The following is a 24,440-nucleotide window of genomic DNA, read 5'->3' as shown; positions in this document are numbered from 1 at the left end:
ATGGCGAAACTTCTGCTTGAAAAGGTCGAGAAACGATATGAAGGCTTCCACGCCATCAAGGGCGTGGACCTGTCGATCGACGATCGCGAATTCGTCGTCTTCGTCGGCCCCTCGGGCTGCGGCAAGACGACGCTGCTGCGCATGATCGCGGGTCTTGAGGAAATCACCGGCGGCGATTTCAGCATCGATGGCGTCCGCGCCAACGACATCCCGCCTGACAAGCGCGGCCTCGCCATGGTGTTCCAGACCTATGCGCTCTATCCGCACATGACGGTCGCGGAAAACATGGGCTTCGCGCTCAAGATGGCAAAGGTGCCCAAGGCCGAGATCGAGAAGAAGGTCGCCCACGCCGCCGAGATGCTGCAACTCGACAAGGTGCTGGCCCGCCGCCCCAAGGCGCTTTCCGGCGGCCAGCGCCAGCGCGTCGCCATCGGCCGCGCGATCGTTCGTAATCCGAAAGGATTTCTGTTCGACGAGCCGCTGTCGAATCTCGATGCGGCGCTGCGCGTGCAGATGCGCACCGAACTGGTGAAGCTGAACAAGCAGCTCGAAACCACGATGATCTACGTCACCCACGACCAGGTCGAGGCGATGACGATGGCCGACCGCATCGTGGTGCTGAACGGCGGCATCGTCGAGCAGGTTGGCTCCCCGCTCGAACTCTACCACAACCCTGCCAATCTCTTCGTCGCCGGCTTCATCGGCTCGCCCAAGATGAATTTGCTGGAAGGCGAGATCGCCGCGCGCGACGATGCCGGTGCGGATGTGAAACTCGATGATGGCGGCACCATCCGTGTCGAGGCGGCGAACATCGCCGCCGCCCCCGGCCTGCGCGTCACCCTCGGCACCAGGCCCGAGCACACCGCGCTCGCCGCCGATGGCGAGATCGGCGGCACCGCCGATTTCGTCGAGCATCTCGGCAACGAAACCCTGGTCTACGTCAAGCGCCCCGGCGAGAAGCAGATGATCGTCAAGGCGGACGATCTCGCGGGCGTGCGCATGGGCGACCCCGTGCGCATGAAACCGCAATCCGCCCGCGCCGTCCTGTTCGGTCCGGACGGCAAGGCGCTGCTGCGGCGCGAATTCCACCTGCACTGAGCACGTTGCCAGTGCCGGACAACACAAGGAGCGGACATGTATCTCGAGAAATATGACCTCAAGGGGCGCAACGCGGTCGTCACTGGCGGCGGCCGCGCGATCGGCCTCGCCTGTTCGACCGCTCTGGCAGAAGCCGGCGCGCATGTCGTCATCGCCGACCGCGATGCGAATGTCTGCGAGGAAGGCAAGGCCGAACTCGCCAGGCTTGGCTACTCGGCCGATGCCATCGTGCTCGACGTCACCGACCCCGACGCGGTGAACGCGGCGGCGGACAGCCTGAATGCGAAATTCGGGGCGATCGACATCCTGGTGAACAATGCCGGCATCGCCCGCTCGGGCGTCGCCGCCGAGGATGTTACCGACGAGCACTGGCTTGACGTCATCAACGTCAATCTCAACGGCGTGTTCTGGTGCGCCCGCGCCTTCGGCCGCGCGATGCTCGCCCGCCAGCGCGGCGTCATCGTCAACACCGGCTCGATGTCGGGCTTCATCTCGAACAAGCCGCAGAAGCAGTCGTTCTACAATGCCTCGAAGGCGGCGGTGCATCACCTCACCCGCTCGCTCGCCGGCGAGTGGGCCGATCGCGGCGTGCGCGTCAACGCCGTCGCTCCCACCTATATCGACACGCCGCTGACCCGCTTCGGCATGGAAGATCCCGAACTCAACCGCATCTGGCTCGACATGACGCCGATGCACCGCGTCGGCCAGCCGCACGAAATCGCCTCGGTGGTGCTCTTCCTTGCTTCCGACGCGTCGAGCCTGATGACTGGCTCGATCGTCCTCGCCGATGGCGGCTACACGGTCTGGTGAGGCAGCGATGAGCGGACGCCTGCAGGGCAAATACGCAGCCATCACCGGCGGGGCCGGTGGCATCGGCCGGGCGATGGCGGCGGGCTACATCGCCGAGGGTGCCACGGTCTGCATTGCCGACCGGTCACTGGAGGCGGCAGCCGCCGCCGCGCGCGAACTCGGGCCGCAGGCGCATGCCTGTGCGCTCGATGTGGCGGAGATGGCCTCGATCGCCGCCTTCGCCGATTTCACCGCCGCGCGCGGCGGGCTCGACATTCTGGTGAACAACGCCGCGGTGTTCGACCTCGCGCCGATTGCCGACATCACCGAGGCAAGCTACGACCGTCTCTTCGCGGTCAACGTGAAGGGCCTTCTGTTTACCCTGCAGGCGGTCGCCCGGCAGATGATCGCCAACGGCCGGCGCGGGCGGATCATCAACATGGCCTCTCAGGCCGGCCGCCGCGGCGAGGCGCTGGTCGGCGTCTATTGCGCCACCAAGGCGGCGGTGATCAGCCTCACCCAGTCTGCCGGGCTCGGCCTGATCCGCCACGGCATCCGCGTCAACGCCATCTCCCCCGGCGTGGTGGACACGCCGATGTGGCAAGAGGTCGATGCGCTGTTCGCGAAATATGAAAGCCTGCCGGTTGGCGAGAAGAAGCGTCAGGTCGGCCTTGCCGTGCCCTATGGAAGGATGGGCCGGCCGGACGATCTGGTCGGTGCCGCCATCTTCCTCGCCTCCGACGAGGCGGAATACGTCGTCGCCCAGACGCTCAACGTCGATGGCGGCAACTGCATGAACTGAACGCAAGCGGACCGCCGGTGTTGAGTTGACCGGCGGCCCGGCCTATACGGGGCAGCGGCAACCAGGGATTATTTTGACCCATGAATTTTTCCCAGCCCATCATCGACCCGTTCGACTACGTGGTGTTCGGCGGCACCGGCGATCTCGCGCGCCGCAAGCTTCTGCCCGCGCTCTACCTCCGCGATCTCGATGGTCAACTGCCGGAAACGTCCCGCATCGTCGGCTCTGCCCGAACCGACATGACGGGCGAGGGGTTTCGCGAACTGGTTGAGGCCAGTCTGCGCGAATTCATCGCCGACAAGCTCGACCCCGAGGTTCTTGCCCGCTTCCTCGCCCGGCTGCACTACGTCTCCGTCGACGCCAAGGCCGCGCGCGGCTGGCCTGAACTTGCCACTTTGCTCAGCGACGAGCCGCGCCAGATCCGCGTCTTCTACCTCGCCACCGCTCCCGAGCTTTACGGCCCGATCGCCGACAACATCCACGCCCACGGCCTGCAAACGCCTGAAACCCGCATCGTGCTGGAAAAGCCGATCGGCCACGACCTCGCCTCCGCCCGCGCCATCAACGACCGTGTCGGCGCGGTGTTCGAGGAGCGCAACATCTTCCGCATCGATCATTATCTCGGCAAGGAAACGGTGCAGAACCTCCTGGTCCTGCGCTTCGCCAACTCGCTGTTCGAACCGGTCTGGAACCATAACGGCATAGACCATGTGCAGATCACCGTCGCCGAGACCGTCGGCGTCGAGGATCGCGGTGGCTATTACGACCATACCGGCGCGCTGCGCGACATGATCCAGAACCACCTGATGCAGCTGCTCTGCCTCGTGGCGATGGAGCCGCCAGCAACGCTCGACCGCGAGGAAGTGCGCGACGAGAAGATCAAGGTATTGAAATCCCTCGCTCCGATTTCCCGTGACGATATCGCAACAAAATCCGTCCGTGGCCAGTACCGCGCCGGCGCGATCAAAGGCGGCCCGGTGAAATCCTATGCCGAGGAAAAGGACATCGCCCCCGGCTCCACCACCGAAACCTTCGCCGCCCTCAAGGTCGAGGTCCGCAACTGGCGCTGGGCCGGCGTGCCGTTCTATCTGCGCACCGGCAAGCGGATGCCCGAGAAGGTTTCGGAAATCGTCATCCAGTTCAAGCCGGTGCCCTACTGGATCTTCCCCACCGGCTCGGATCACGCGATGCCGAACCGCCTCGTCATCCGCGTGCAGCCGGACGAGCATATCCGCCTGCATCTGTGGACGAAGGAACCCGGCCCCGGCGGCCTGCGCCTGCGCAACGCCCCGCTCAACCTGAGCTTTGCCGAAACCTTCAAGAACAACCACATGCCGGATGCCTACGAGCGCCTGCTGATGGATGTGGTGCGCGGCAACGCCACCTTGTTCATGCGGCGCGACGAGGTCGAGGCCGCCTGGGAATGGACCGAATCCATCCTGGATGCCTGGAAATCCGCCGGCGACCGTCCCAAGCTCTACACCGCCGGCACCTGGGGCCCGTCCGAGGCGGTGGCGATGATCGTCCGCGACGGCCGCACCTGGTTCGACGAACAGGCCGGCTACGGCGCCGGCGACTGACGCGCCCCCGCACGGGCCGCGCGCACTGCGAGGAGCAAAGACATGGTTCAGGATGCGATCGCACGGGTCACCGACCGGATCAGGGCGCGTAGCGAGGCCGGGCGCGCCGCCTATCTCGCCCGCACCGGTGCGCTGATTTCGCGCGGCGTGCACCGCAGCGCGGTCGGCTGCGCCAATCTCGCCCACGCCCTGGCCGGCTGTGCCAAGGCCGAGCAGGACGACCTCAAGCGCGACGACAAGCCGAATATCGGCATCGTCACATCTTATAATGATATGCTCTCGGCGCATCAGCCCTTCGGCCGCTTCCCCGACCTCATCAAGCATGCGGTGCGCGAGGCCGGCGGCATCGCCCAGGTCGCCGGCGGCGTGCCGGCGATGTGCGACGGCGTCACCCAGGGGCGGGAAGGGATGGAGCTTTCGCTCTTCTCGCGCGACGTCATCGCCATGGCCACCGCGATCGCCCTCTCGCATGACGTGTTCGACGGCGCGCTGCTGCTCGGCGTCTGCGACAAGATTGTCCCCGGCCTCGTCATCGCCGCCCTGTCCTTCGGCCACCTGCCGGCGATCTTCGTCCCCGCCGGGCCGATGCCCTCGGGCATTTCCAACACCGAGAAGTCCCGCGTCCGCCAGCTCTACGCCGAGGGCATGGTCGGCCGCGAGGAACTGCTCGAGTCCGAAATCGGCGCCTATCACAGCCCCGGCACCTGCACCTTCTACGGCACCGCCAACTCCAACCAGATGCTGATGGAGATCATGGGCCTGCATCTGCCCGGCGCCTCCTTCGTCAACCCCAACACCGAGCTGCGCGACGCGCTGACCGGTGCGGCGGCGAAGCGCATCCTCGAAATCACCGCCCGCGGCAACGAATTCACCCCGGTCGGCCAGATGGTCGACGAGCGGACGGTGGTTAACGGCATGATCGGCCTGCTCGCCACCGGCGGCTCGACCAACCACACCATCCACCTCGTCGCCATGGCCCGCGCCGCCGGCATCGCCATCACCTGGCAGGATTTCTCCGATCTCTCCGAACACATCCCGCTGCTCACCCGCATCTATCCCAACGGCAGTGCCGACGTGAACCATTTTCAGGCCGCCGGCGGCATGCCGGTGCTGATCGGCGCCCTGCTCGATGCCGGCCTGCTGCACGGCGATGCCCGCACCGTCTGGAGCCCGGACGGGTTGCAGGCCTATCGCGACCAGCCGGTGCTGGAGGAAAAGGTCCTGCGCTGGAAACCCGCCCCGGCCGCAAGCCTCAACCGCGACATCCTCCGCGATGCGACCGAGCCCTTCAGCAAGGATGGCGGCCTGCGCATCATGCACGGCAATCTCGGCCAGGCGGTCACCAAAATCTCCGCCGTCAAGCCCGAGCACCGCGTCGTCGTCGCCCCGGCCCGCGTCTTCCGCAGCCAGGAAGCGATGCAGGAGGCGTTCAAGGCCGGCGAACTGCACCGCGATTTCGTCGCCATCGTCACCCATCAGGGCCCGAAGGCGAACGGGATGCCCGAATTGCACAAGCTGACACCGCCCCTCGGCGTGTTGCAGGATCTCGGCTTCAAGGTCGGCCTCGTCACCGACGGGCGGATGTCCGGCGCCTCCGGCAAGGTGCCCTCGGCGATCCACGTGACGCCGGAAAGCGCCTGCGGCGGCGCGCTGGCGAAGGTGAGGGATGGCGACATGATCAGGCTCGACTGCGAGGCCGGCATATTGGAGGTTCAGGTGGATCAGGCGGAATTCGCGGCGCGGCCGCTCCCGGAGGTTGATCTCTCGGCGCATCACCACGGCATCGGCCGCGACCTGTTCGGCGCCTTCCGCGCCGCCGTCGCCGGGGCCGATCTCGGCGCGAGCGTCTTCGCATGAACCGCCAGGACGGGCTCGATGCCCTGCTCGCCGTCTCGCCGGTCATCCCGGTCCTGACGATCGACAACGCGGCGGATGCCGTCCCGCTCGCCCGCGCCCTGATCGAGGGCGGCGTCGGCGTCGTCGAGGTCACGCTGCGCACGAAGGCGGCGATGGAGGCGATCGCGGCGATGGCCGAAGCGGTCCCCGAAATGGTCGTCGGCGCCGGCACCGTGCTCACCCCGTCGCAATATCGCGAGATCGAGGAAGCCGGCGCCAAATTCGTCGTCTCGCCCGGCTCCAGTCCCGCCGTGCATGCCGCGGCGGCGAAAAGCCGCGTGCCATTCCTCCCCGGTGCCGCAACGCCGACCGAGGTGCTGCACCTGCTTGAGGCCGGTTTCCGCTACCAAAAATTCTTTCCGGCCGAGCAGGCCGGCGGCATCCCGATGCTGAAGGCAATCGGCGCGCCGATCCACGAGGTCACCTTCTGCCCGACCGGCGGAATCACTCCCACCACCGCGCCCGATTACCTGGCTCTCGCCAACGTGATCTGCGTCGGCGGTTCCTGGCTCACCCCTGCCGCCGCGCTGCGCGCCGGCGACTGGGCGGGAATCGCCAAGCTTGCCGCCCAGGCCGCCGCATTGAAACGGTAGCCTCGCTGTCTATCTCCCGATAGAGCCGCCCTCCCGGCGGCGATCGGGAGAAGGCCATGAATTTCACGGTGATCGCCATCATCGCGGGTCTCGGCGGACTTCTGTTCGGCTATGACACCGGAGTGATCTCGGGTGCGTTGCTGTTCATCCGGCACGTCTTTCACCTCGGCCCGGCAATGCAGGGCGTGGTCGTCGCCATCGCTCTCGGCGCCGCGGCGGTAGGCGCTGCCGTCGCCGGCACCCTGTCCGACAAATTCGGCCGCCGCCCCGTCCTGCTGGTCACGGCGGCGGTCTTCGTCCTCGGCGCGTTGCTTTCCGCCGCGGCCTGGAGCGTGGCAATCCTGCTCTCCGGCCGCGTCCTTGTCGGCGGCGCCATTGGCGTCGCCTCGATGCTCACGCCGCTCTACCTTTCCGAGATGTCGCCGCGCGACAAGCGCGGCGCGGTCGTGACGATCAACCAGGCCTACATCACCATCGGCATCGTGGTGTCCTACGGCGTCGGCTACCTGTTCTCCCATGGCGGCGATGGCTGGCGCTGGATGCTCGCGCTCGGCGCACTACCGGGTGTCATCCTGTTCGCCGGCATGCTGGTCTTGCCCGAGAGCCCGCGCTGGCTGGCCGGCAAGGGCCACCGTGAGGCTGCGCGCAAATCGCTCGCCTTCCTGCGCGGAGGGCACGATGTCGAGAGCGAACTGCGTGACCTCCGGCAGGATCTTGCCCGCGAAGGCCGCCCGACGGCCCCCTGGTCCGTCCTGCTGGAGCCGCGCGCCCGCATGCCGCTCATCGTCGGCATCGGCCTTGCGGTGTTCCAGCAGATCACTGGCATCAACACCGTCATTTATTTCGCGCCCACCATCTTCCAGAAGGCCGGCCTGTCCTCCGCTTCGGTCTCCATCCTCGCCACCGCCGGCGTCGGCCTCGTGAACGTGGTGATGACCTTCGTCGCCATGCGCCTGCTCGATTCCGCCGGCCGTCGCCGCCTGCTGCTGGTTGGCCTGTCGGGCATGCTGGTCACCCTGCTCGCCGTCGCCGGCGGCTTCATTGCCGGAATGCAGGGTGGCCTCGCCTGGGTCACGGTGATCTCGGTCGCCGCCTATGTCGCCTTCTTCGCCATCGGCCTCGGTCCGGTCTTCTGGCTGCTGATTGCCGAGATCTTCCCTCTCGCGGTGCGCGGCCGCGGCATGTCGCTGGCGACCATCGCCAACTGGGCGTTCAACATGCTGGTCTCGATCACTTTTCTCGACCTCGTCCACGGTCTTGGCCGCGGCCCGACCTTCCTGATCTACGCGGCGATGACGTTGATTACCCTTGTCTTCACCTGGTTCCTGGTGCCCGAGACCAAGGGGCGCAGCCTCGAACAGATCGAGGCTGCGCTGGAAGGCGAGGGTCGCCTCGCCTGAGGCGGCGTCAGCCCGCGAAGAAGATCAGCGTCGTCAGCGCGAAGAGCGGCAGCAGCACTGCGGATGCTGCCAGCATATAACCGAAGAAGCCCGGCATCCGCACGCCCCGCCGAGCGGCGATCGCGCGGATCATCAGGTTCGGCGCATTGCCGAGATAGGTCAGCCCGCCGAACAGCACCGAGCCGGCGGCGAAGCTCGTGAGCAGCGTCGCCGGCGGGGCGATCAGCTGCGCCGCGTTGCCGCCCGCCGCCTCGAAGAACATCAGATAGGTCGGCCCGCTATCGAGAAACGCCGAGGACAGGCCCGAGGCCCAGAACCACCCCGCCGCCGATTGCGGCAGCCCCGCCGCCGTCACGGTGCGCAACACCGGCGGAATCGTCGCGAAGATCGCGAAGAACAGGATGGCGATCTCGCGCATCGGCGCCCAGGCGAACTGGTTGCGCGCGCGGATTGCCCGCGGCGTGACCCGCTCGGATGCCGCGACGAAGACGATTGCTGTCAGCGTGATCGCGATCTGCCCCGCCGGCAGCGATGCCGGCCCGATCGCGATCTTCGGTCCCGGCACGATGCCGGCCACCGTGAGCACCGCGATGAAGATGCCCAGCATCGCCAGATTGGCGCCGCCACGCACCCTGATCCGCTCAGCCGGCCGCACCGGCTCACGCCGCGCCAGTCGCCAGTCGATGGCGAAGGTGAGGGCCAGCACAGGCAAGACCACCACCAGCATCGGCCCGGCAAGGTTGAACAACGGCCAGAAAAATGGCACCCCGCGCAAAAAGCCGATCAGCAGCGGCGGGTCACCGAGCGGCGTCAGCGCGCCGCCGGCATTGGCGACGACGAAAATGAACGCCAGCACCAGGTGCCGCACCTCGCGCCGCGCCGCGTTCGCCGACAGCAGCGGATGGATCAGCAGCAGCGAGGCCGCGATCGTCCCCATCGCCGAGGCGAGCAGCGTGCCCGCCGCCAGCAGCAGGAGGTTGCCGCCCGGCCGTCCCCACGGCCCGCCGGCGATCAGCACGCCGCCGCCCAAAGTGTAGAGTGCCATCAGCACCGCGATGAAGGGGAGGAAATCGACCAGTCCTGAATGCCACAGCTGCGTCAGCGCCGCCGCCGGCCCGGCGGCCTCGGCCCCAAGCACGAGGCCGAGCCCCACCCAGAACAGGCTGATCCGTACCATGTATCGGTGCCAGATTCGTGGCGCCGCGCCGGGCAGCAGCGCGAAACTTGCCAGAGTGCCGAAGAACGGTGCCAGTGCGGCAAGCTCGTTCACCTGCGGGTGCATCGACGCACCGCTTTCAAGATGCCGCAAGGCAGAGCAGGGCGGATTTGCGCGCGCGGCGGCCTCAAACTAAAGATGCGGTAACGGAACACGGTCACGAAGGAGAGCACGCCCCATGGAAATGTCGGGAGAACGGCTGATTGCTGCGCCGCGCGAGGCGGTCTGGGCCGCGCTGAACGACCCCGAAGTCCTCAAGGCGTGCATACAGGGCTGCGAATCCATTGAAAAGCTCTCCGATACCGAGATGACCGCGACCGTTGCCGCCAAGATCGGCCCGATTTCCGCGCGGTTCAATGGCAAGGTGACACTCGCCGATCTCGACCCGCCGAACGCCTACACGATTTCCGGTGAAGGGCAGGGCGGTGTCGCCGGCTTCGCCAAGGGTGGGGCGAAGGTGCAGCTCGCCGATGCCGAGGGCGGCACGAAACTGACCTATCAGGTCTCGGCGCAGATCGGCGGCAAGATGGCCCAGCTCGGGGCCCGCCTGATCGATTCGGTGGCGAAATCCTACGCCGAATCCTTCTTCACGAAATTTTCCGAACGGCTCGCGCCCGCGCCCGAAGCCGCAACCGCACCCGCGCCGACCCCCACCAAGGAGACGACCAGCATGGCCGAACACGCACATGACCACGCCCATCCCGCCCATGGCGAGGACCGCAGCAACCCGGTCATCGCCGGGCTGCCCCTCGGAATCTGGGTCCCCATCATCATTTCCGCCGTTGTCGTGGCGCTGGTCATTTCTAAATTCCTTGGATGACCGAAACCTCCCTCCCGCGCACCGTCGCCGAAACCGCCGAACTGCTCGCCCGCGGCAACTATGTTGCCGACCGGGCACTGGCGACCAGCGTCCATCTCGCCCTCGCCATGGGCCGCCCGCTCTTCCTCGAGGGCGAGCCCGGCACCGGCAAGACCGAGATCGCCAAGGTGCTGGCCGAGCAGCTCGGCCGGCGCCTCGTGCGCCTGCAATGCTATGACGGGCTCGATCTCGCCGCCGCTGCCTACGAGTGGGACCACGCCCGCCAGCTGATGGAAATCCGCCTTGCCGAATCCGGCGGTGCCAGCCGCGCCTCCCTTCGCGAGACGCTCTATTCCGCCGAATTCCTGCTCCGCCGCCCGCTGCTCTCGGCGATCGATCCGGGCCTGCCGCCCGCCGTCCTTCTGATCGACGAGCTCGACCGCGCGGACGAGCCCTTCGAGGCATTCCTCCTCGAATTGCTGGGCGATTTCCAGATCACCATCCCCGAACTCGGCACCATCGCCGCCTCCACCCGGCCCGTCGTCGTCATCACCTCCAACCGCACCCGCGAGGTGCACGACGCGATCCGCCGCCGCTGCCTCTACCAGTGGGTGGACTACCCCGATGCCGCCCGCGAGCGCGCCATCCTCGCCGCCCGCGCGCCCGGCGTGCCGGCGAAGCTCTCCGCCCAGGTGGTCGAATTCGTCCAGCGAATCCGCACCACCGACATCTTCAAGCTCCCCGGCGTCGCCGAAACGATCGACTGGGCTTCCGCCCTCGCCGCGCTGGACGAGGTCGAGCTCGCCCCCGCCGCGGTCGAGGACACGCTCGGCGCCCTGCTGAAATACCAGGACGACATCGCCAAAATCCGTGGCGAGACCGCCGCCCGCCTGACCGGGGAGGCGATCCAGGCGGCATGAGCGCCTCCGATACGGGACGGCTCGCGCCGAATGTGATGCATTTCGCGCGCCTGCTCCGGCGCGCCGGCCTGCCTGTCGGCCCCGGCGAGGTCATCGCCGCCGCCGAGGCGCTCACCCATGTCGACATCACCGACCGGCGGGTGATGCGAGCGGCGCTGCAGGCGGTGATGCTGCGCCGGCACGAGCACGCGCTGCTGTTCGACCAGGCCTTCTCGGTCTTCTGGCGCAACCCCGACGCCGCCAAATTCGCCCAGATGCTGGCAGCGATGGATGGCCGCGCCCCGCGCGAGGAAAAGGCCGCCGCCGGCGCCCGCCGCCTTGCCGAGGCGATGCAGGCGGCCAAGTCGCGCGAGCAGGAACCCCGCCCCGACGAACGCCGCGAGGTCGACGCGCTCCTCTCCGCCTCCGGCCAGGAACGCCTCGAATCCCTCGATTTCGAGGCGATGAGCGCCGAGGAGATCGCCGCCGCCAAGGCCGAGATCGCCCGCCTCACCCTCCCGCTCGACGAACGGCGCACCCGCCGCTTCCGCCTCGCCGCCCGCGGCTGCCGGGTCGATCTCAAGCGCACCCTGCGCGATTCGATGCGCCATTCCGGCGAGGTGTTCGACATCGCCCGCCGCGTGCCGCTCACCCGCCCGCCGCCGCTCGTCGTCCTGTGCGACATTTCCGGCTCGATGGCCCGCTACGCGCAGATCCTGCTGCACTTCCTCCACGCCGTCGCCAACGAGCGCGACCGCGTGACCACCTTCCTCTTCGGCACAAGGCTGACCAACATCTCCCGCCAGCTCGCCCGGCGCGACCCGGAAGAGGCGTTCGAGCAGGTCGCCGGCGCGGTACCGGACTGGTCGGGCGGCACCCGCATCGGCGAGGCGCTCGGCCAGTTCAACCGGCTCTGGGCCCGCCGCGTGCTGGCGCAGGGCGCGGTCGTCCTTCTCGTCACCGACGGGCTCGACCGCGAGGGCGCCGTCGGCCTCGCCGACAACATGGCGCGGCTGCACCGCTCCTCGCGCCGGCTGATCTGGCTCAACCCGCTCTTGCGCTACGATGGCTTCGCGCCGAAATCGCAAGGCGCACGGGCGATGCTGCCCTATGTGGACGAGTTCCGCCCGGTGCATAACCTGGCCAGCCTGCGCAGCCTGGTCCAAGCCCTGTCGGGCGAGGCGCCGCCGCGTCTGCAGGCCGCCGCCCTGTGGGAGACCCGCCAATGAGCGACACCGCATCCGACGCCGAGGACATTCTCGGAATCGCCGCCGCCTGGCACGAGGAAGGCGAGCAGGTGGCCATCGCCACCGTCACCAGCACCTGGGGCAGCTCGCCGCGGCGCGTCGGTAGCCGCATGGCCGTCACCGCCTCCGGCCGCATCGCCGGCTCGGTCTCCGGCGGCTGCATCGAGGGCGCGGTGGCCGAGGCCGCCCAGCGCAGCATCGAAACCGGCACGCCGCAGCGCCTCGATTACGGCGTCACCGACGAACGCGCCTGGGAAGTCGGCCTCGCCTGTGGCGGCAAGGTCTCGGTCTTCGTGGAAAAGCTCTCGTGAAGGCCGCCCATCTCGCCGCCCTGCGCGAAGCCGCCGCCGCCCGCCGCCCGATCGCCTTCGCCACCAACCTCGCCACCGGCGCGGCCTTCATCCTGCCGGACGAGGCCGCCCCCACCGCACTTGCCGCCGAGGCCGCTTCCATGCTCGCCGCCGACCGCAGCGGCACCGTCACGATCGGCGACGACGCCTGGTTCATCGAGTCGCGCAACCCGTCCCCCCGGCTGCTCGTCATCGGCGCGGTGCACATCGCCCAGGCGCTGGTACCCTTCGCGCTGGCCTCCGGCTTCGCCGTCACCGTGGTCGATCCCCGCCGCGCCTTCGCCACCGCGGATCGCTTCCCCGGCGTCGCCATCGCGACCGACTGGCCGGACGAGGCGCTCGACCGTCTCGGCCTCGATTCCCGTACCGCCGTCGTCACCCTCACGCACGACCCCAAGCTCGACGATCCGGCGCTGCGCCGGGCGCTGGCCGCCGATCCGTTCTATGTCGGCGCGCTCGGCTCGCGGAAAACCCACGCCGCTAGGCTCGATCGCCTGCGCGCCGCCGGGGTCGATGATGCCGCGCTCGCCCGCATCCGCGCCCCGGTCGGCCTCGATATCGGCGCCGTCACCGCGCCCGAGATCGCCCTGTCGATCATTGCCGAAATCGTCGCCGCCCGCCGCGGTCGCCTCGCCGCGCCATGATCTTCGGCGCCGCCCCGCTCGCGGCCGATCTCGCCGGCGCCATCCTCGCCCACAGCCTCAAGACGCGCGACCGCGTCATCCACAAGGGTGCGGTGCTCGATGACGCGCTGATCGCCGCCCTGCGCGCCGCCGGCCATGCCGAGGTCACCGTCGCCCGGCTCGAACCAGGCGATGTGCCGGAGGAAGATGCCGCCCGCCGCCTCGGCGCCCATTTCGCCGGCCCCGGTCTGCGCGTCGCCGCGCCGGTGCATGGCCGCGTCAACGTCTTCGCCGAAACCCGCGGCCTGTTCCGCCTCGATGCCGCCGCCATCGCCGCCCTCAACGGGCTCGACGAGGCGATCGCCCTCGGCACCCTGCCGGATGCCACACCCGTCGCCCCTGGCGACATGCTGGCAACCCTCAAGATCGTCCCCTTCGCTGTCCCCGGCGCGGTGATGGCGCGCGCCGCCTCCCTGCTCGGCCAGGGCGCGCCGCTGCGGATCGAGGCGTTCCGGCCGTTGCGCACCGGCCTTGTCCTCTCCCGCCTGCCGCAGCTGAAGGACGCGGCGATCCGCAACACGATCGAGGCCACCCGCCAGCGCGTCGCCGCCCGCGGCGGCGCCCTGCTCGACCCGATCGAGACCCCGCACGAAACCGCGCCGATCCGCGCCGCGATCGACGCGCTTCTCGCCCAGGGGGCCGATCTGGTGCTGATCGCCGGCGCTTCCGCCGTGACCGACCGCGCCGATGTCGCCCCCGCCGCCATCACCGCAGCCGGCGGCCGGATCGACCGCTTCGGCATGCCGGTCGATCCCGGCAACCTGCTCTGCTTCGGCCGCATCGGCGCGGTGCCCGCCATCGTCCTGCCCGGCTGCGCCCGCAGCCCCAGGCTCAACGGCATCGACTTCGTGCTCGACCGCGTCTTCGCCGGCGAACCCCTTGATGACGCGCTGATCGCCTCGATGGGCATTGGCGGCCTGCTCAAGGATTTCGCCCCCCGCCCCGAACCCCGCGTGCCGCGCGCCACCCGCCGCACCGCGCCGAAAATCGCCGTCATCGTGCTGGCCGCCGGAAGCTCCTCGCGCGCCGCTCCGCAGAACAAGCTCCTCGCCCGCCTGCAGGATGGCCGAGCCCTCGTCGCCGCGACGGTCGATCACGCGCTCGCCGCCCGCGCCGCCCTCGTCCTCGTCGTCACCGGCCATCAGGACGATGCGGTGCGCGAGGCGCTGTCCGGCCGCCCGGTCCGCTTCGTCCACGCCGCCGCCTTCGCCTCCGGCATGGCCGCGAGCCTCGCCGCTGGCATCAATGCCTTGCCGGCGGACACGGCGGCGGCGCTGATCTGCCTTGGCGACATGCCACTGGTCGATGCAGCCGCGATCGACCGGATGATCGCCGCCTACGACCCCGACGAGGGCCGCGCCATCGTTGTCCCCACCCATCGCGGCCGCCGGGGCAACCCGATCCTCTGGGACCGGAGCTTCTTCCCCGAAATCGCCGCCCTCACCGGCGATGCCGGCGCGCGCCACATCCTCGCCCGCCATGTCGACCGGATCGCCGAGGTCGAAATGCCCGACGATGCCGTCCTGCGCGATTTCGACACGCGGGACGCGCTGGCCGAACTCAAGGACCGCCCATGAAACCAGGACTGATCATCTCCCGAGTGCTGCCCGCACCGGTCGAGGCTCGCGCCGCCGAGGGCTTCGCCGCCCGCTTCCTCGCGCAGGATGGCGCTTTCGACGCCGCCGCCTTCCTCGCCGCGCTCGATGGCGCCGCCGCCGCCCTGATCACCCCGGCCGACCGGCTCGACGCAGCGGCCATCGCCCGCATCCCCGCCACCCTGCGCGTCCTCGCCACCTTCTCCGTCGGCACCGACCATATCGATCTCGACGCCGCGAAATCGCGCGGCCTCGCCGTGGTCAACACGCCGGACGTGCTCTCCTTCGCCACCGCCGAGCTTGCCCTCACGCTGATGCTCGCCGCCGCCCGCCGCGCCGGCGAGGGCGAGCGCATCGTCCGCGCCCGCGCCTGGCCGGGCTGGACACCCACCTACCTCCTCGGCACCAGCCTCCAGGGCAAGACGCTCGGCATCCTCGGCATGGGCCGCATCGGCCAGGCGCTGGCGCGGATGGCGCAGGGCCTGTCGATGTGCGTCGTCTATCACAACCGCCGCCGCCTGCCGCCTGAGCAGGAGGGCGGCGCCGCCTTCATCGCCGACGAGGCCGACTTCCTCGCCGGGGCGGACGTCCTGTCGATCCACCTGCCCGGCGGCGCCGCGACGCTGCGCTGGCTGAACGCCGCGCGCATCGCCCGCCTCAAGCCGGGCGCCATCGTCGTCAATACCGGCCGCGGCACCACGATCGACGATGAAGCCCTCGCCGCTGCACTCGCCAGCGGCCATCTTGGCGCCGCCGGGCTCGACGTCTTTCCCGCCGAACCCGCCGTGCCCGAGGTCTATCTCGGTCTCGAGAATGTCGTCCTGCTGCCCCATCTCGGCAGCGCCACGCGCGAGACCCGCACTGCGATGGGCATGCTGGCGCTCGACGGGATCGAGGAGGTGCTGGCAGGGCGGAGCCCCGCCAACCTCGTCGCCTGATCATTTCGGCCGCAGGTCGCGCACCCGCTTTGCCTTGCCGACCGACCGCTCGAGAGTCCCAGGCGGTTCGATGACCACATGCGCTGTGACGCCGATCGTCGCCTTGATGTGATGCGCAAAGGCGGCGGCCTCGCCGGCGAGTCCGGCGCCGTCCCAGTGCTCGGGGCGGCACTCGGCCCGCACCGTCATCTCGTCCAGCCGCTGCGGCCGCGTCAGCTCGATCACGAAATGCCCGCTGCCCCATTCGTTGGCGAGCAGCAATTCCTCGATCTGGCTCGGAAACAGGTTCACGCCGCGGAGAATGATCATGTCGTCCGCCCGCCCGCCGATCTTCTCCATCCGCCGCATCCCCGGCCGCGCCGTACCAGGCAGCAGCCGCGTGAGGTCGCGTGTCCGGTAGCGGATGATCGGCATCGCCTCGTGGCTCAGCGCAGTCAGCACCAGCTCGCCGGTCTCCCCATCCGGCAGCACCGCGCCGGTCGCCGGATCGATGATCTCGGGGTAGAAATGGTCCTCCCAGAGATGCAGCCCGTCCTTGGTCTCGACGCATTCCTGCGCCACCCCCGGCCCCATCAGCTCCGAAAGCCCGTAGATATCGGTCGCCTCGATGCCGAACGCCGATTCGATCTCGGCGCGCATCGCATTGGTCCAGGGTTCCGCGCCGAAAATTCCGTATTGCAGTGCTGTCGCCCGCGGATCGCGCCCCTGGCGGCGGAACTCGTCGATGATCGCGAGCGCGTAGCTCGGCGTCACCATGATGATCTCGGGCCCGAAATCCGCGATCAACTGCACCTGCCGCTCGGTCATCCCGCCCGAGGCCGGCACCACCGTGCAGCCGAGCCGCTCCGCGCCCGCATGCGCGCCGAGCCCGCCGGTGAACAGCCCATAGCCGTAGGCGACATGCACCATCATGCCCGCCCGTCCGCCCGCCGCCCGGATCGACCGCGCGACCAGCCCGGCCCAGACATCGAGATCCGCCCGCGTATAGCCCACCACGATCGGCCGCCCTGTCGTCCCGGACGAGGCGTGCAGCCGCAACACCTCGCCGCGCGGCACCGCGAACATGCCGAATGGATAGGTCTGCCGCAGATCGTCCTTCACCGTGAACGGAAACCGCGCCAGATCCTCCGGCCGCTGCAAATCCTCCGGCCGCACCCCCGCCGCATCGAACGCCGAGCGATAGAATGGCACGCGCTCATAGGCATGGCGCAGCGCCTCCCTCAGCCGCCTCGTCTGCAGCGCGACAACCTCGTCACGCGAGGCAAATTCGACGTCCCGCTCCATCCCGCTACCCTCCGTTGTCATCGAGCCACGAGCCGCCGATCGTGCGCGACTGTCCGCGGAACGCCGCGACGATTCCGTCATCGTTGCTGACCGAAACATCGTAGATCCCGTTCCGCCCGCGCCGCACCACCTCCCGCGCGGTGGCGATGAGCCGCTCCCCCGGCCGCGCCGGTGCGAGGAAGGTGATCGAGCAATGCGCCGCCACAGCCCGCTCGCCATGTGAGTTGCAGGCGAAGGCGAAGGCCGAATCGGCCAGGGTGAAGATCAGCCCGCCATGCGCGGTGCCGTGCCCGTTGGCCATTGCCGCGCCGAGACGCAGCGAGAGTGTCGCGAAACCGGGCCCGATCTCGTCGAGCTCGATGCCGAGCGACCGCGTCGCCCGGTCCACCTCGAACATCGCCTGGCCGACATGGCGGGCAATGTTGTCCGCGGACTCGGGTGGGGGCGGCTGATGTTCCTCCGTCATGGCGGCGTGCGTTCCTCCTCGGACGCGCCGTTGCACGGCGCTTGCCCCGAGTGTGCCGCAAAAGCCGGATCGCGCAACCACCGCTGCTGCGCCAGCCGCGTGTGAGGCCTCACTCCGCCATCATCGGTTGCACAATAGCCGCGCCGTCCGGCAACGAGCCGGCGTCCGGCGCGTCAGTTGGCCGCGTGCGGCGGTTGACCGGCATGCGGCACGGTCGTGATCCGCGCCAGCTGTGCCACCATGTCGCGAGCCTCGGCCGCCGGCATGTCTGCGCTCAGCACGCGTTGCGCAGAGGCTTCATCCCCGGCCATCGCCAGCGCAGCGGCGTAATTCGCGCGTTCCGGCGCCGAGGCCTGCGCCCCCTGCGCGAGCGGCGCGATGATCGCCGCGCCGGCGCCAGGCTGTCCTTCGAGCGCGGTCGCAAGCCCCAGATTGGCACGCGCCGCCGCGAACGACGGGCGGAGCGCCAGCGCCTTGCGGAATGCTGGAACCGCGGCGCCGAACGCGCCCCGCTTGGCAAGGGCGACGCCGAGATCATTGAAGGCGACGGCGTTGTGCGGATCGTCGCCCGCCGCCTGCCGGAACGCAGCAACCGCGCCCCGACCATTCGTGCGGAGCGCACAGCGCCCGAGGCCGATCTCCGCTCCCGCCGTGTGTGGCGCGGCCTTCAGCACCGCCCGGTAATCGGCCGACGCCGTCCGGCAGTCGCCGAGCAGATAGGCGGCGTCGCCATGCACCAGCCGCGCCTCGTCATTGCCAGGATCAACCTTCAGCACCGCGTTGGCGACATGCAGGGCGAGATCCGGCCGGTTGCCCGCAAGCGCCGTTCTGGCAACGTTCAGCGTGTTGGCGCCGAGCGTCGGTTCGTTCGCACCCATTCTTTGCGGCGCCGCGCAGCCGGCGAGCGATGCCGCGGCGAGGGCGAGCACCGCCGCCCGCATCTGCCGGGTGCGGTTCCCCGTGGCGCTCATTGTCCGCTCCCTCCCATTCCGCCGGACGACGCGGCCAGGCCGCCGCCCGCGCCGCCGAGCGAGGTACCGCCGCCGCCTGCGCTACCCGCCGCGCCGGACGTGGATGATGAGGATGATGATTTCAGCGCCTTGCCTACCGCCGTCTCGGCGATCGGGCCGGTGAAGCTGGCGTCGCCATGCCCGCCAACCAGGTCGTGCGGATTGACCAGTTCGACGGCGATATTGTGCATCGGCGCGTCGTTCTCGTGCCAGTTGCCCGGCTGCGCGAACGGGTCGTTGCTGGCGCAGCCGGCCAGCAGGGCGGCCGCGCCAGCCAGGGTGACGAGAACGATCAGGCGTGACTTGCGCATGGGGCTCACCGCAGGATGAAGCCGGCCTGGCCGGGCAGGACGATCTCGCGGCGGGCGCCGCCGCTGTCGCGATGCAGGACGATCCGCTGGATCTGGTTGGGGGGAGACCAGCCCTCGTCCGGCGTCATCAGCTGTCCGGCGTTGTTCACGGGCTTGACGAGGTAGGGTGTCACCAGGATCACGAGTTCCTGTTCCTGGCGGTTGTAGTTGTCGTCGCGGAAGGCGGCGCCGAGTACCGGCATGTCGCCGAGGCCGGGCACCGACTTGTCGGTCTGGTTGCTGCTGTTGCTCAGCAGCCCAGCGATGGCGAGCGTTTGCCCGCTGCCGATCACCACCGTCGTCGAGGCCGATTGCGTCGACAGCGACGGCACCACGATGGACGTGCCGGCCACCGCGATCTGGAAGGCGTTCTGTGTCGTCGGCGAGCTTACCGTCGGCTGGACATGCAGGATGATGCTGCCATTGTCGAGCACCACCGGCCGGAACTTCAGCTGCACGCCGAATTTCTTGTACTGCACCGTCACCTGGCCGTTCTGCCCCGGCACCGGCACCGGGAAGGACCCGCCGTCGATGAAGCTGGCACTCTGCCCCGACAGCGCCGTCAGTGTCGGCTCCGCCAGGATATGCGCGAGATTGTCGCTGTTCAGCGCGTCCAGCACGCTGTCGATCGCGCCGCCGCCCACCGAAAGCCCCGCATTGTAGCTGCCCGCCGCCGGCGTCGCCGGGCTCGAGCCGTTCAGCACGTCGAGCGCGCTGAAGCCGAACAGGAACTTGCCCACCGAGATGCCGTTGCCGGCGCTCTGCCAGTTGATGCCGAGCTGCTGGGTGATGGTGCGCGACATCTGCGCGATCCGCACCTTGAGCGCCACCTGCTGGGGCAGCCGCACCTCGGTCTGGTTGACCACTTTGGCGCCCGTGCCGGCGATCAGGTGCGCCTGCTGCATGATCTGGTAATCCTGCACCGGCGTCGGCACGTTGCCGCGCACGACGACGCCGTTGGCGGCACTCGAAATCGAGAGCCTGGCGCCGGGCGCCGACCGCGTGGCGCCGGCGCGGATGGCCGCGGCCGGATAGGTCTTCGGCGTCACCGCGACGTGCAGTGTGGCAACGGCGTGGCCCTGCGCGTCGGTTACCGCGACGGTGGTGAAGCCGGGCGCCGTGCCGAACACGAAGAGCGTGTGCGCACTTGCCGGCCGCACGGCGACGACGCCGGGATCGGCCACGAAGACATTTGCCGCCGACCCTTTGAGGGTGATGAGCCTGCCGCTACCCTGCTCGATCGTGAGGCCCCGGGCCCGCGCAGCTTCGGCCGGCCGCATTGTGGCGTGTCGCGCCGGCGAGGCGGCGGCGGGAACCAGCGCGGCGCCGAACGCCGCGGCCAGAAGCGCCGGAATAAGCCGGCGAGGGGAGGGAGTGCCGCTCTGCGTCGGCGCGGTGCCGGTCCGTCTCATGCCGGGTCTCGCCGCGCGGGACGGAAGCATCTGTCCAGTCGAAGGGCCAAGGCGATCTGTCCTCAAATGGGGCCGGCGCCGCCTGGCGCCGGAGCCGGGTCAAGGGACCCGCCATTCACGGACTCTAGAGAAGTTGCCTTAACGAATGGTTGCCATTGCGCATTTCGCACGGCGAAAACCGAAAACCACGTTCCTGTGTGCGATACCCCCTTGCCGATTGGGCAACCTATGGCATGATCGCGTCAACTAAATTGAAAACCGTCTACAACAAGGGGAGACTAGAATGTCCGGAAAGAAAGCAGCGCTCGCCGCGGTCATCGCTGGCGCGGCCGTGGCGGTCGCGGCACCGGCGGCTCAGGCCGCCAGTCCGATCGTCGTTGGCATCACCTCGGAAATCGGCACCATTCCCGGCAAGGCCATCGCCAATGGTGCCGTGCTCGCCGCCGAGCAGATCAACGCGGCCGGCGGCATCAATGGCCGTCCGCTCAAGCTCGTGATCGAGGACGACCACCTCTCGACGACCGACGCGATCCGCTCCTTCCAGCGCATGGTCCGGCAGGACCATGCGGTCGCCATCGTCGGCACCTTCGTCAGCGAGGTGGCGCTGGCGCTCGAACCCTGGGCCGCACGGCTGCACGAGCCCTATCTGATCACAGGCGCCGCCGCCAACGAGCTGTCTGAATACGTCCACAAGGATTTCAAGGCGCACCAGTACATCTTCCATGCCTACATGCCGGCGGCCTATCTCGCCCAGGCCGTCTGCGATGCGACGAAAGACACGCTGGTCGACCAGTTCCACATGAAGACGGCCGTGGTCATGAGCGAGGACGCCGCCTGGACCAAGCCGCTCGACGCCGGCTACGATGCGTGCCTGCCCAAGATCGGCGTCAAGGTGCTCGACAATATCCGCTTCGCGCCGAACACGTCCGATTTCACCCCGATCTACCAGAAGATCGAAAAGCTCAACCCCAACGTGATCATCGCCGGCTGGGCCCATGTCGGCGTGCAGCCGACGGTGCAGTGGGCGCAGCAAAAGGTGCCCATCGCGCTCGCCGGAATCAACGCCCAGGCCGGCTCCTCGGTGTTCTGGAAAGCAACCAACGGCGCGACCGAAGGTGTCATCACCGGCAGCACCTCGGCCCCCGGCGTCGCCATCACGCCGAAGACCCTGCCGTTCACCGACGCCTACCAGAAGAAGTTCGGCTATTCCCCGGCCTACTCCGCGTATTCGACCTATGATGCCGTCTATGCGCTCGCCGACGCGCTGAAGCGCGCGAAATCGACCAAGGCGCTTGCCATCGTGCACGCCCTCGAGAAGACCAACATGGTCGGTACCCAGGGCCGCATCGCCTTCCAGGGCGCCAAGAGCAAGTTCGCCCACGCCCTCAAATATGGGCCGGACTATGTCACCGGCGTCGCCATCCAGTGGCAGGACGGTCAGCAGAAATGCGTCTGGCCGCTCAAGCTGGCGAATGCGAAGGTCGTCTTCCCGAGCTTCGTCAAGCTGCCGCCGAAGTCCTGACCATCCCGCGCTCCCGCCGGCCGCATCCGCGCCGGCGGGAGTCCCGCACGATTTCGCCTGACCTGGGAGGGTAGGACTTGCTCGCGATTCAGATCCTGATCGACGGCTTCGCGATCAGCACGCTCTACGCGCTCGGCGCGCTGGGCTTCACGCTTATCTTCGGCGTCTCCGGCGTCCTCAACCTCGCGCATGGCGGCCTGATGGTCATCGCCGCGATGATCGCCTGGTATGTCGGCACCTCGATCGGCCTTGGCCCCTATGTCGGCGCCGCCGCCGGACTTGCCGTCTGCCTTGTCGCGGCGCTGGTCACTTACGGCGGCATCGTCCGCCCGATCGAAAATTCGCGCGCCGTCCCCGCGCACGAGCGCGAACTCTTCGTGCTGACGGCGACGCTGCTCTGGGGTGTCATGATCCAGGAGGCGCTGTCCTACGCCTTCACCAACAGCCCGATCACGGTGCAGCCGCTGATCGCCGGCACGGTGTCCATCCTCGGCGTGCGCACCCCGATCAACGAGATCTTCATCGCCGCCGTTGCCTGGGCGGTGATGGGCGCGCTGTGGCTGCTGGTGAACCGCACGCGGATCGGGCGCCGCCTGCTCGCCGCCTCGATCAACCCGCGCGCGCTCACCCTGCTCGGCTTCGAACTCGACCAGATCTATCTCTTCGTCTGGGTGATCTACGGCCTCCTCGCGGGTATCGCCGGCGTGCTGCTCGGCAGCTTCCTCGGCTCGGGCTCGGGCTATGTGCCGGGCCTGACAGGCAGTGCCTTCACCATCGTGGTGCTGGGCGGCCTCGGCTCGGTCTCCGGCACACTGATCGCCGCCTATATCGTCGGCTACATCGAAACCCTGACGGCCTATCTGGTCTCGCCCTCGCTGCGCGAGGTGCCGGCGCTCATCCTTCTCGTCGTGGTGATCTACATGCGGCCGCAAGGGCTGCTGGGACGGCGCTGATGTCGACGATTCCGAAATCCCGCCTGGTGGCGCTCGCGGTCTTCCTCATCGTGCTGGCGCTCTTTCCGCTCGGCGCCAACGGCTACATCCTCGGCGTGCTGACCACCGCCTTCTACTTCGCCGTCTTCGCGATGTCGTGGGACCTGCTGTTCGGCTATGCCGGCGAGGTCAATTTCGGCCCGACCTTCCTGATCGGCCTCGGCGCCTATGGCGCGGGCATGTCCAACGCGCTGCTCGGCCTGCCGGTGCCGCTCGCGGTCGTCGTCGGCGCGATCGTCGCGGTGGCCGGCGGCGTTGCCCTGGCCATCCCGGCGCTGCGTCTTTCCGGCCCCTATCTCGGCCTGATCACCCTGGTCTCGGTGCTGCTCCTGCAACAGGCCATCGTCATCTTCGCCGGCGTCACCGGCGGCGAGATCGGCCTCTCGGTGCCGGACGTGCTCTCGATCAGCAGCGCCGTGAACTACGAATACGCGCTCGCCTTCATGCTGGTCAGCGGCCTGATCCTGTTCCTCATCTCCCGCTCCTCGCTGGGCATGATCCTGCAGGCCGCAGGGCAGGATCAGGTGGCCGCGGCCGCGCTCGGCTTCAACGCCACCCGCCACAAGATCCTCGCCTTCGCCGTCTCCGCGCTGTTCTCCGGCCTCGCCGGCGCCTTCCTCGTCTTCTATCTCGGCACCGCCTCGGTCAGCGCCGTGGTCGACATCTCGATCGGCGTGCGCGTGATCATCGCCGCCGTGCTCGGCGGCCGCCGCACCATCATCGGCGGCGCCATCGGCTCGGTCTTCCTCATCGTCGCCGGCGAACTGCTCCGCCCGATCGGCCAGCTCTCCACCTTCGTCGTCGCGCTGATCGCGCTGGTGGTGATCGTGCTGTTCCCGGACGGTCTGCTTGGCTTGCTGCCGCACCGGAGGGGCGCATGAATTCCACCACCCCGCGCCTTGCCGTCAGCGGGCTGCACAAGCGCTTCGGCGGCCTGATCGTAAGAGGGGCAAAAGGGTGGGTAACCCGAGTTCGACTTGGTCAGCAGGCCAACGATCGAGCAGGTGGCGGGAACGAAGAAATTGTCGCGGATACTGGTTAGGTGGGGCGGAGGCGGGCTCTGACGTAGAAGTCGAGCGGCGCGATGATCGCGGCCCCCACCACCTTGAACCTGCTACCCAGATAATCCCAGATCGCGATGCCAAGTTTGTCACAGGTCTTGGCGAGGCTCAGGAACGCGTCGCGGCAATCCCGGCCGGTCTCACTCCGGGTTCCGGCGCTGATCTTCCGCCGCGTGACGTGACCGCGGATGTCGTTTTCCGAACCATTGGTGTGGAGCGGGATTTCCGGCCGTTCCAGCACCATCAGTAGTTCGGCCTTGTTGGCGTGCAGCCGCGCCAGCAGACGGTCCAGCGTCACGAAGCCGGTGCGGCAGAGGAAGATACGGTCGAAGCGGGTCCGTAACGCCCGAGCCTGCCGCTTGCCCGGTTTTTGCTGGTACGCTTTGAGGTCCGCGTAAAAATCCCAGATCAGGCCACGAACCCGCGTTTGAGCGGCGCGATGCTGGTCGTTGAACGTG

The 24,440-nt window shown here is 68.6% G+C and carries 25 protein-coding genes; 18 read left to right on the top strand and 7 right to left on the bottom strand.

What is annotated here, in order from left to right:
* From RT91_RS11675 to RT91_RS11645, 7 genes are all read left to right on the top strand, one after another.
* Entirely contained in the window at positions 1 to 1,098 is a 1,098-nt protein-coding gene (locus tag RT91_RS11675; protein WP_011941542.1) for an ABC transporter ATP-binding protein, read from the top strand.
* Between the two features lie 36 nt (positions 1,099 to 1,134).
* Positions 1,135 to 1,908, top strand: coding sequence for an SDR family NAD(P)-dependent oxidoreductase (locus RT91_RS11670; protein ID WP_007424290.1), 774 nt, complete (start codon positions 1,135 to 1,137; stop codon positions 1,906 to 1,908).
* Positions 1,909 to 1,915: 7 nt separating this feature from the next.
* Positions 1,916 to 2,689, top strand: coding sequence for an L-iditol 2-dehydrogenase (locus RT91_RS11665; protein ID WP_035187419.1), 774 nt, complete (start codon positions 1,916 to 1,918; stop codon positions 2,687 to 2,689).
* A gap of 80 nt (positions 2,690 to 2,769) precedes the next feature.
* Positions 2,770 to 4,269, top strand: a complete 1,500-nt coding sequence (gene zwf, locus RT91_RS11660) for a glucose-6-phosphate dehydrogenase (protein ID WP_007424292.1) — start codon at positions 2,770 to 2,772, stop codon at positions 4,267 to 4,269.
* A 42-nt stretch (positions 4,270 to 4,311) separates the two neighbouring features.
* Positions 4,312 to 6,126 (top strand): phosphogluconate dehydratase, encoded by a 1,815-nt coding sequence (gene edd / locus RT91_RS11655; protein ID WP_035187418.1) that lies wholly within the window; start codon positions 4,312 to 4,314, stop codon positions 6,124 to 6,126.
* Positions 6,123 to 6,758 (top strand): bifunctional 4-hydroxy-2-oxoglutarate aldolase/2-dehydro-3-deoxy-phosphogluconate aldolase, encoded by a 636-nt coding sequence (gene eda / locus RT91_RS11650; protein WP_035187417.1) that lies wholly within the window; start codon positions 6,123 to 6,125, stop codon positions 6,756 to 6,758. The genes edd and eda overlap by 4 nt, the downstream gene beginning before the upstream one ends.
* A 56-nt stretch (positions 6,759 to 6,814) precedes the next feature.
* A complete protein-coding gene (locus RT91_RS11645; protein WP_035187416.1) occupies positions 6,815 to 8,158 on the top strand; it encodes a sugar porter family MFS transporter in 1,344 nt (447 codons plus the stop codon).
* Between the two features lie 7 nt (positions 8,159 to 8,165).
* Here RT91_RS11645 and RT91_RS11640 read toward each other — a convergent pair whose 3' ends face one another.
* The gene (locus tag RT91_RS11640; RefSeq protein ID WP_035187415.1) at positions 8,166 to 9,440 is read right to left on the bottom strand and encodes a sodium:proton antiporter; all 1,275 of its coding nucleotides are present in this window, start codon (positions 9,438 to 9,440) and stop codon (positions 8,166 to 8,168) included.
* A 112-nt stretch (positions 9,441 to 9,552) separates the two neighbouring features.
* Here RT91_RS11640 and RT91_RS11635 point away from each other — a divergent pair, with 112 nt between their 5' ends.
* Genes RT91_RS11635 through RT91_RS11605 form a run of 7 tightly spaced genes read left to right on the top strand, consistent with a single transcriptional unit; the run spans position 9,553 to position 15,885 of the window.
* Complete coding sequence (locus RT91_RS11635) at positions 9,553 to 10,194, top strand: carbon monoxide dehydrogenase subunit G (protein ID WP_011941545.1); 642 nt, start codon at positions 9,553 to 9,555, stop codon at positions 10,192 to 10,194.
* Positions 10,191 to 11,093 (top strand): MoxR family ATPase, encoded by a 903-nt coding sequence (locus RT91_RS11630; protein ID WP_007424298.1) that lies wholly within the window; start codon positions 10,191 to 10,193, stop codon positions 11,091 to 11,093. The genes RT91_RS11635 and RT91_RS11630 overlap by 4 nt, the downstream gene beginning before the upstream one ends.
* Positions 11,090 to 12,301: a VWA domain-containing protein gene (locus RT91_RS11625; RefSeq protein ID WP_007424299.1), complete on the top strand. Its 1,212-nt coding sequence runs from the start codon at positions 11,090 to 11,092 to the stop codon at positions 12,299 to 12,301. Before RT91_RS11630 ends, RT91_RS11625 begins: the two co-directional genes overlap by 4 nt.
* The gene (locus tag RT91_RS11620; protein ID WP_011941546.1) at positions 12,298 to 12,630 is read left to right on the top strand and encodes an XdhC family protein; all 333 of its coding nucleotides are present in this window, start codon (positions 12,298 to 12,300) and stop codon (positions 12,628 to 12,630) included. Before RT91_RS11625 ends, RT91_RS11620 begins: the two co-directional genes overlap by 4 nt.
* Entirely contained in the window at positions 12,627 to 13,313 is a 687-nt protein-coding gene (locus tag RT91_RS11615) for an XdhC family protein (protein ID WP_011941547.1), read from the top strand. The genes RT91_RS11620 and RT91_RS11615 overlap by 4 nt, the downstream gene beginning before the upstream one ends.
* Positions 13,310 to 14,929, top strand: coding sequence for an NTP transferase domain-containing protein (locus RT91_RS11610; protein ID WP_035187414.1), 1,620 nt, complete (start codon positions 13,310 to 13,312; stop codon positions 14,927 to 14,929). Before RT91_RS11615 ends, RT91_RS11610 begins: the two co-directional genes overlap by 4 nt.
* Entirely contained in the window at positions 14,926 to 15,885 is a 960-nt protein-coding gene (locus RT91_RS11605) for a D-glycerate dehydrogenase (protein ID WP_007422096.1), read from the top strand. Before RT91_RS11610 ends, RT91_RS11605 begins: the two co-directional genes overlap by 4 nt.
* Here RT91_RS11605 and paaK read toward each other — a convergent pair whose 3' ends face one another.
* From paaK to RT91_RS11580, 5 genes are all read right to left on the bottom strand, one after another.
* Entirely contained in the window at positions 15,886 to 17,169 is a 1,284-nt protein-coding gene (gene paaK / locus RT91_RS11600; RefSeq protein WP_035187413.1) for a phenylacetate--CoA ligase PaaK, read from the bottom strand. It lies immediately after the preceding gene.
* Between the two features lie 4 nt (positions 17,170 to 17,173).
* Entirely contained in the window at positions 17,174 to 17,635 is a 462-nt protein-coding gene (paaI, locus tag RT91_RS11595) for a hydroxyphenylacetyl-CoA thioesterase PaaI (RefSeq protein ID WP_082468589.1), read from the bottom strand.
* Between the two features lie 173 nt (positions 17,636 to 17,808).
* Positions 17,809 to 18,606 carry a tetratricopeptide repeat protein gene (locus tag RT91_RS11590; RefSeq protein ID WP_007422099.1) on the bottom strand — a complete coding sequence of 266 codons (798 nt, stop codon included), beginning with the start codon at positions 18,604 to 18,606 and terminating at the stop codon, positions 17,809 to 17,811.
* Positions 18,603 to 18,956 (bottom strand): hypothetical protein, encoded by a 354-nt coding sequence (locus RT91_RS11585; RefSeq protein ID WP_007422100.1) that lies wholly within the window; start codon positions 18,954 to 18,956, stop codon positions 18,603 to 18,605. The genes RT91_RS11590 and RT91_RS11585 overlap by 4 nt, the downstream gene beginning before the upstream one ends.
* Positions 18,957 to 18,961: 5 nt before the next feature.
* Complete coding sequence (locus RT91_RS11580; protein WP_231295341.1) at positions 18,962 to 20,407, bottom strand: type II and III secretion system protein family protein; 1,446 nt, start codon at positions 20,405 to 20,407, stop codon at positions 18,962 to 18,964.
* A gap of 283 nt (positions 20,408 to 20,690) precedes the next feature.
* Between RT91_RS11580 and RT91_RS11575 the strand changes: the two genes are divergently transcribed.
* From RT91_RS11575 to RT91_RS21985, 4 genes are all read left to right on the top strand, one after another.
* On the top strand, positions 20,691 to 21,929 hold the full coding sequence (locus RT91_RS11575; protein WP_007422102.1) for an ABC transporter substrate-binding protein: 1,239 nt from the start codon (positions 20,691 to 20,693) through the stop codon (positions 21,927 to 21,929).
* 77 nt (positions 21,930 to 22,006) lie between these two features.
* Positions 22,007 to 22,882, top strand: a complete 876-nt coding sequence (locus RT91_RS11570) for a branched-chain amino acid ABC transporter permease (RefSeq protein ID WP_007422103.1) — start codon at positions 22,007 to 22,009, stop codon at positions 22,880 to 22,882.
* A complete protein-coding gene (locus RT91_RS11565; protein ID WP_007422104.1) occupies positions 22,882 to 23,802 on the top strand; it encodes a branched-chain amino acid ABC transporter permease in 921 nt (306 codons plus the stop codon). The genes RT91_RS11570 and RT91_RS11565 overlap by 1 nt, the downstream gene beginning before the upstream one ends.
* A complete protein-coding gene (locus tag RT91_RS21985) occupies positions 23,799 to 23,963 on the top strand; it encodes a hypothetical protein (RefSeq protein WP_160321856.1) in 165 nt (54 codons plus the stop codon). The genes RT91_RS11565 and RT91_RS21985 overlap by 4 nt, the downstream gene beginning before the upstream one ends.
* Here RT91_RS21985 and RT91_RS11560 read toward each other — a convergent pair.
* On the bottom strand, positions 23,960 to 24,440 hold a 481-nt coding region (locus RT91_RS11560; protein ID WP_205408967.1), incomplete at its 5' end, for a transposase. The two genes, RT91_RS21985 and RT91_RS11560, sit on opposite strands and share 4 nt — an antisense overlap.

Source organism: Acidiphilium sp. JA12-A1 (assembly GCF_000724705.2).
GTDB lineage: Bacteria > Pseudomonadota > Alphaproteobacteria > Acetobacterales > Acetobacteraceae > Acidiphilium > Acidiphilium multivorum.
The sequence above is the reverse complement of the archived record's forward strand: the minus strand, read 5'-3'. Positions and strand labels throughout refer to the sequence as shown.

What these genes read in the sequence shown, in the direction of transcription:
- RT91_RS11620 (WP_011941546.1), top strand. Translation starts at nt 12,298, where the DNA reads ATGAGCGACACCGCATCCGACGCCGAGGACATTCTCGGAATCGCCGCC.
- RT91_RS11630 (WP_007424298.1), top strand. Translation starts at nt 10,191, where the DNA reads ATGACCGAAACCTCCCTCCCGCGCACCGTCGCCGAAACCGCCGAACTG.
- RT91_RS11625 (WP_007424299.1), top strand. Translation starts at nt 11,090, where the DNA reads ATGAGCGCCTCCGATACGGGACGGCTCGCGCCGAATGTGATGCATTTC.
- RT91_RS11665 (WP_035187419.1), top strand. Translation starts at nt 1,916, where the DNA reads ATGAGCGGACGCCTGCAGGGCAAATACGCAGCCATCACCGGCGGGGCC.
- RT91_RS11640 (WP_035187415.1), bottom strand. Translation starts at nt 9,440, where the DNA reads ATGCACCCGCAGGTGAACGAGCTTGCCGCACTGGCACCGTTCTTCGGC.
- RT91_RS21985 (WP_160321856.1), top strand. Translation starts at nt 23,799, where the DNA reads ATGAATTCCACCACCCCGCGCCTTGCCGTCAGCGGGCTGCACAAGCGC.
- paaK (WP_035187413.1), bottom strand. Translation starts at nt 17,169, where the DNA reads ATGGAGCGGGACGTCGAATTTGCCTCGCGTGACGAGGTTGTCGCGCTG.
- paaI (WP_082468589.1), bottom strand. Translation starts at nt 17,635, where the DNA reads ATGACGGAGGAACATCAGCCGCCCCCACCCGAGTCCGCGGACAACATT.
- zwf (WP_007424292.1), top strand. Translation starts at nt 2,770, where the DNA reads ATGAATTTTTCCCAGCCCATCATCGACCCGTTCGACTACGTGGTGTTC.
- edd (WP_035187418.1), top strand. Translation starts at nt 4,312, where the DNA reads ATGGTTCAGGATGCGATCGCACGGGTCACCGACCGGATCAGGGCGCGT.
- eda (WP_035187417.1), top strand. Translation starts at nt 6,123, where the DNA reads ATGAACCGCCAGGACGGGCTCGATGCCCTGCTCGCCGTCTCGCCGGTC.
- RT91_RS11575 (WP_007422102.1), top strand. Translation starts at nt 20,691, where the DNA reads ATGTCCGGAAAGAAAGCAGCGCTCGCCGCGGTCATCGCTGGCGCGGCC.
- RT91_RS11645 (WP_035187416.1), top strand. Translation starts at nt 6,815, where the DNA reads ATGAATTTCACGGTGATCGCCATCATCGCGGGTCTCGGCGGACTTCTG.
- RT91_RS11635 (WP_011941545.1), top strand. Translation starts at nt 9,553, where the DNA reads ATGGAAATGTCGGGAGAACGGCTGATTGCTGCGCCGCGCGAGGCGGTC.
- RT91_RS11585 (WP_007422100.1), bottom strand. Translation starts at nt 18,956, where the DNA reads ATGCGCAAGTCACGCCTGATCGTTCTCGTCACCCTGGCTGGCGCGGCC.
- RT91_RS11580 (WP_231295341.1), bottom strand. Translation starts at nt 20,407, where the DNA reads ATGAGACGGACCGGCACCGCGCCGACGCAGAGCGGCACTCCCTCCCCT.
- RT91_RS11670 (WP_007424290.1), top strand. Translation starts at nt 1,135, where the DNA reads ATGTATCTCGAGAAATATGACCTCAAGGGGCGCAACGCGGTCGTCACT.
- RT91_RS11605 (WP_007422096.1), top strand. Translation starts at nt 14,926, where the DNA reads ATGAAACCAGGACTGATCATCTCCCGAGTGCTGCCCGCACCGGTCGAG.
- RT91_RS11565 (WP_007422104.1), top strand. Translation starts at nt 22,882, where the DNA reads ATGTCGACGATTCCGAAATCCCGCCTGGTGGCGCTCGCGGTCTTCCTC.
- RT91_RS11610 (WP_035187414.1), top strand. Translation starts at nt 13,310, where the DNA reads ATGATCTTCGGCGCCGCCCCGCTCGCGGCCGATCTCGCCGGCGCCATC.
- RT91_RS11590 (WP_007422099.1), bottom strand. Translation starts at nt 18,606, where the DNA reads ATGAGCGCCACGGGGAACCGCACCCGGCAGATGCGGGCGGCGGTGCTC.
- RT91_RS11675 (WP_011941542.1), top strand. Translation starts at nt 1, where the DNA reads ATGGCGAAACTTCTGCTTGAAAAGGTCGAGAAACGATATGAAGGCTTC.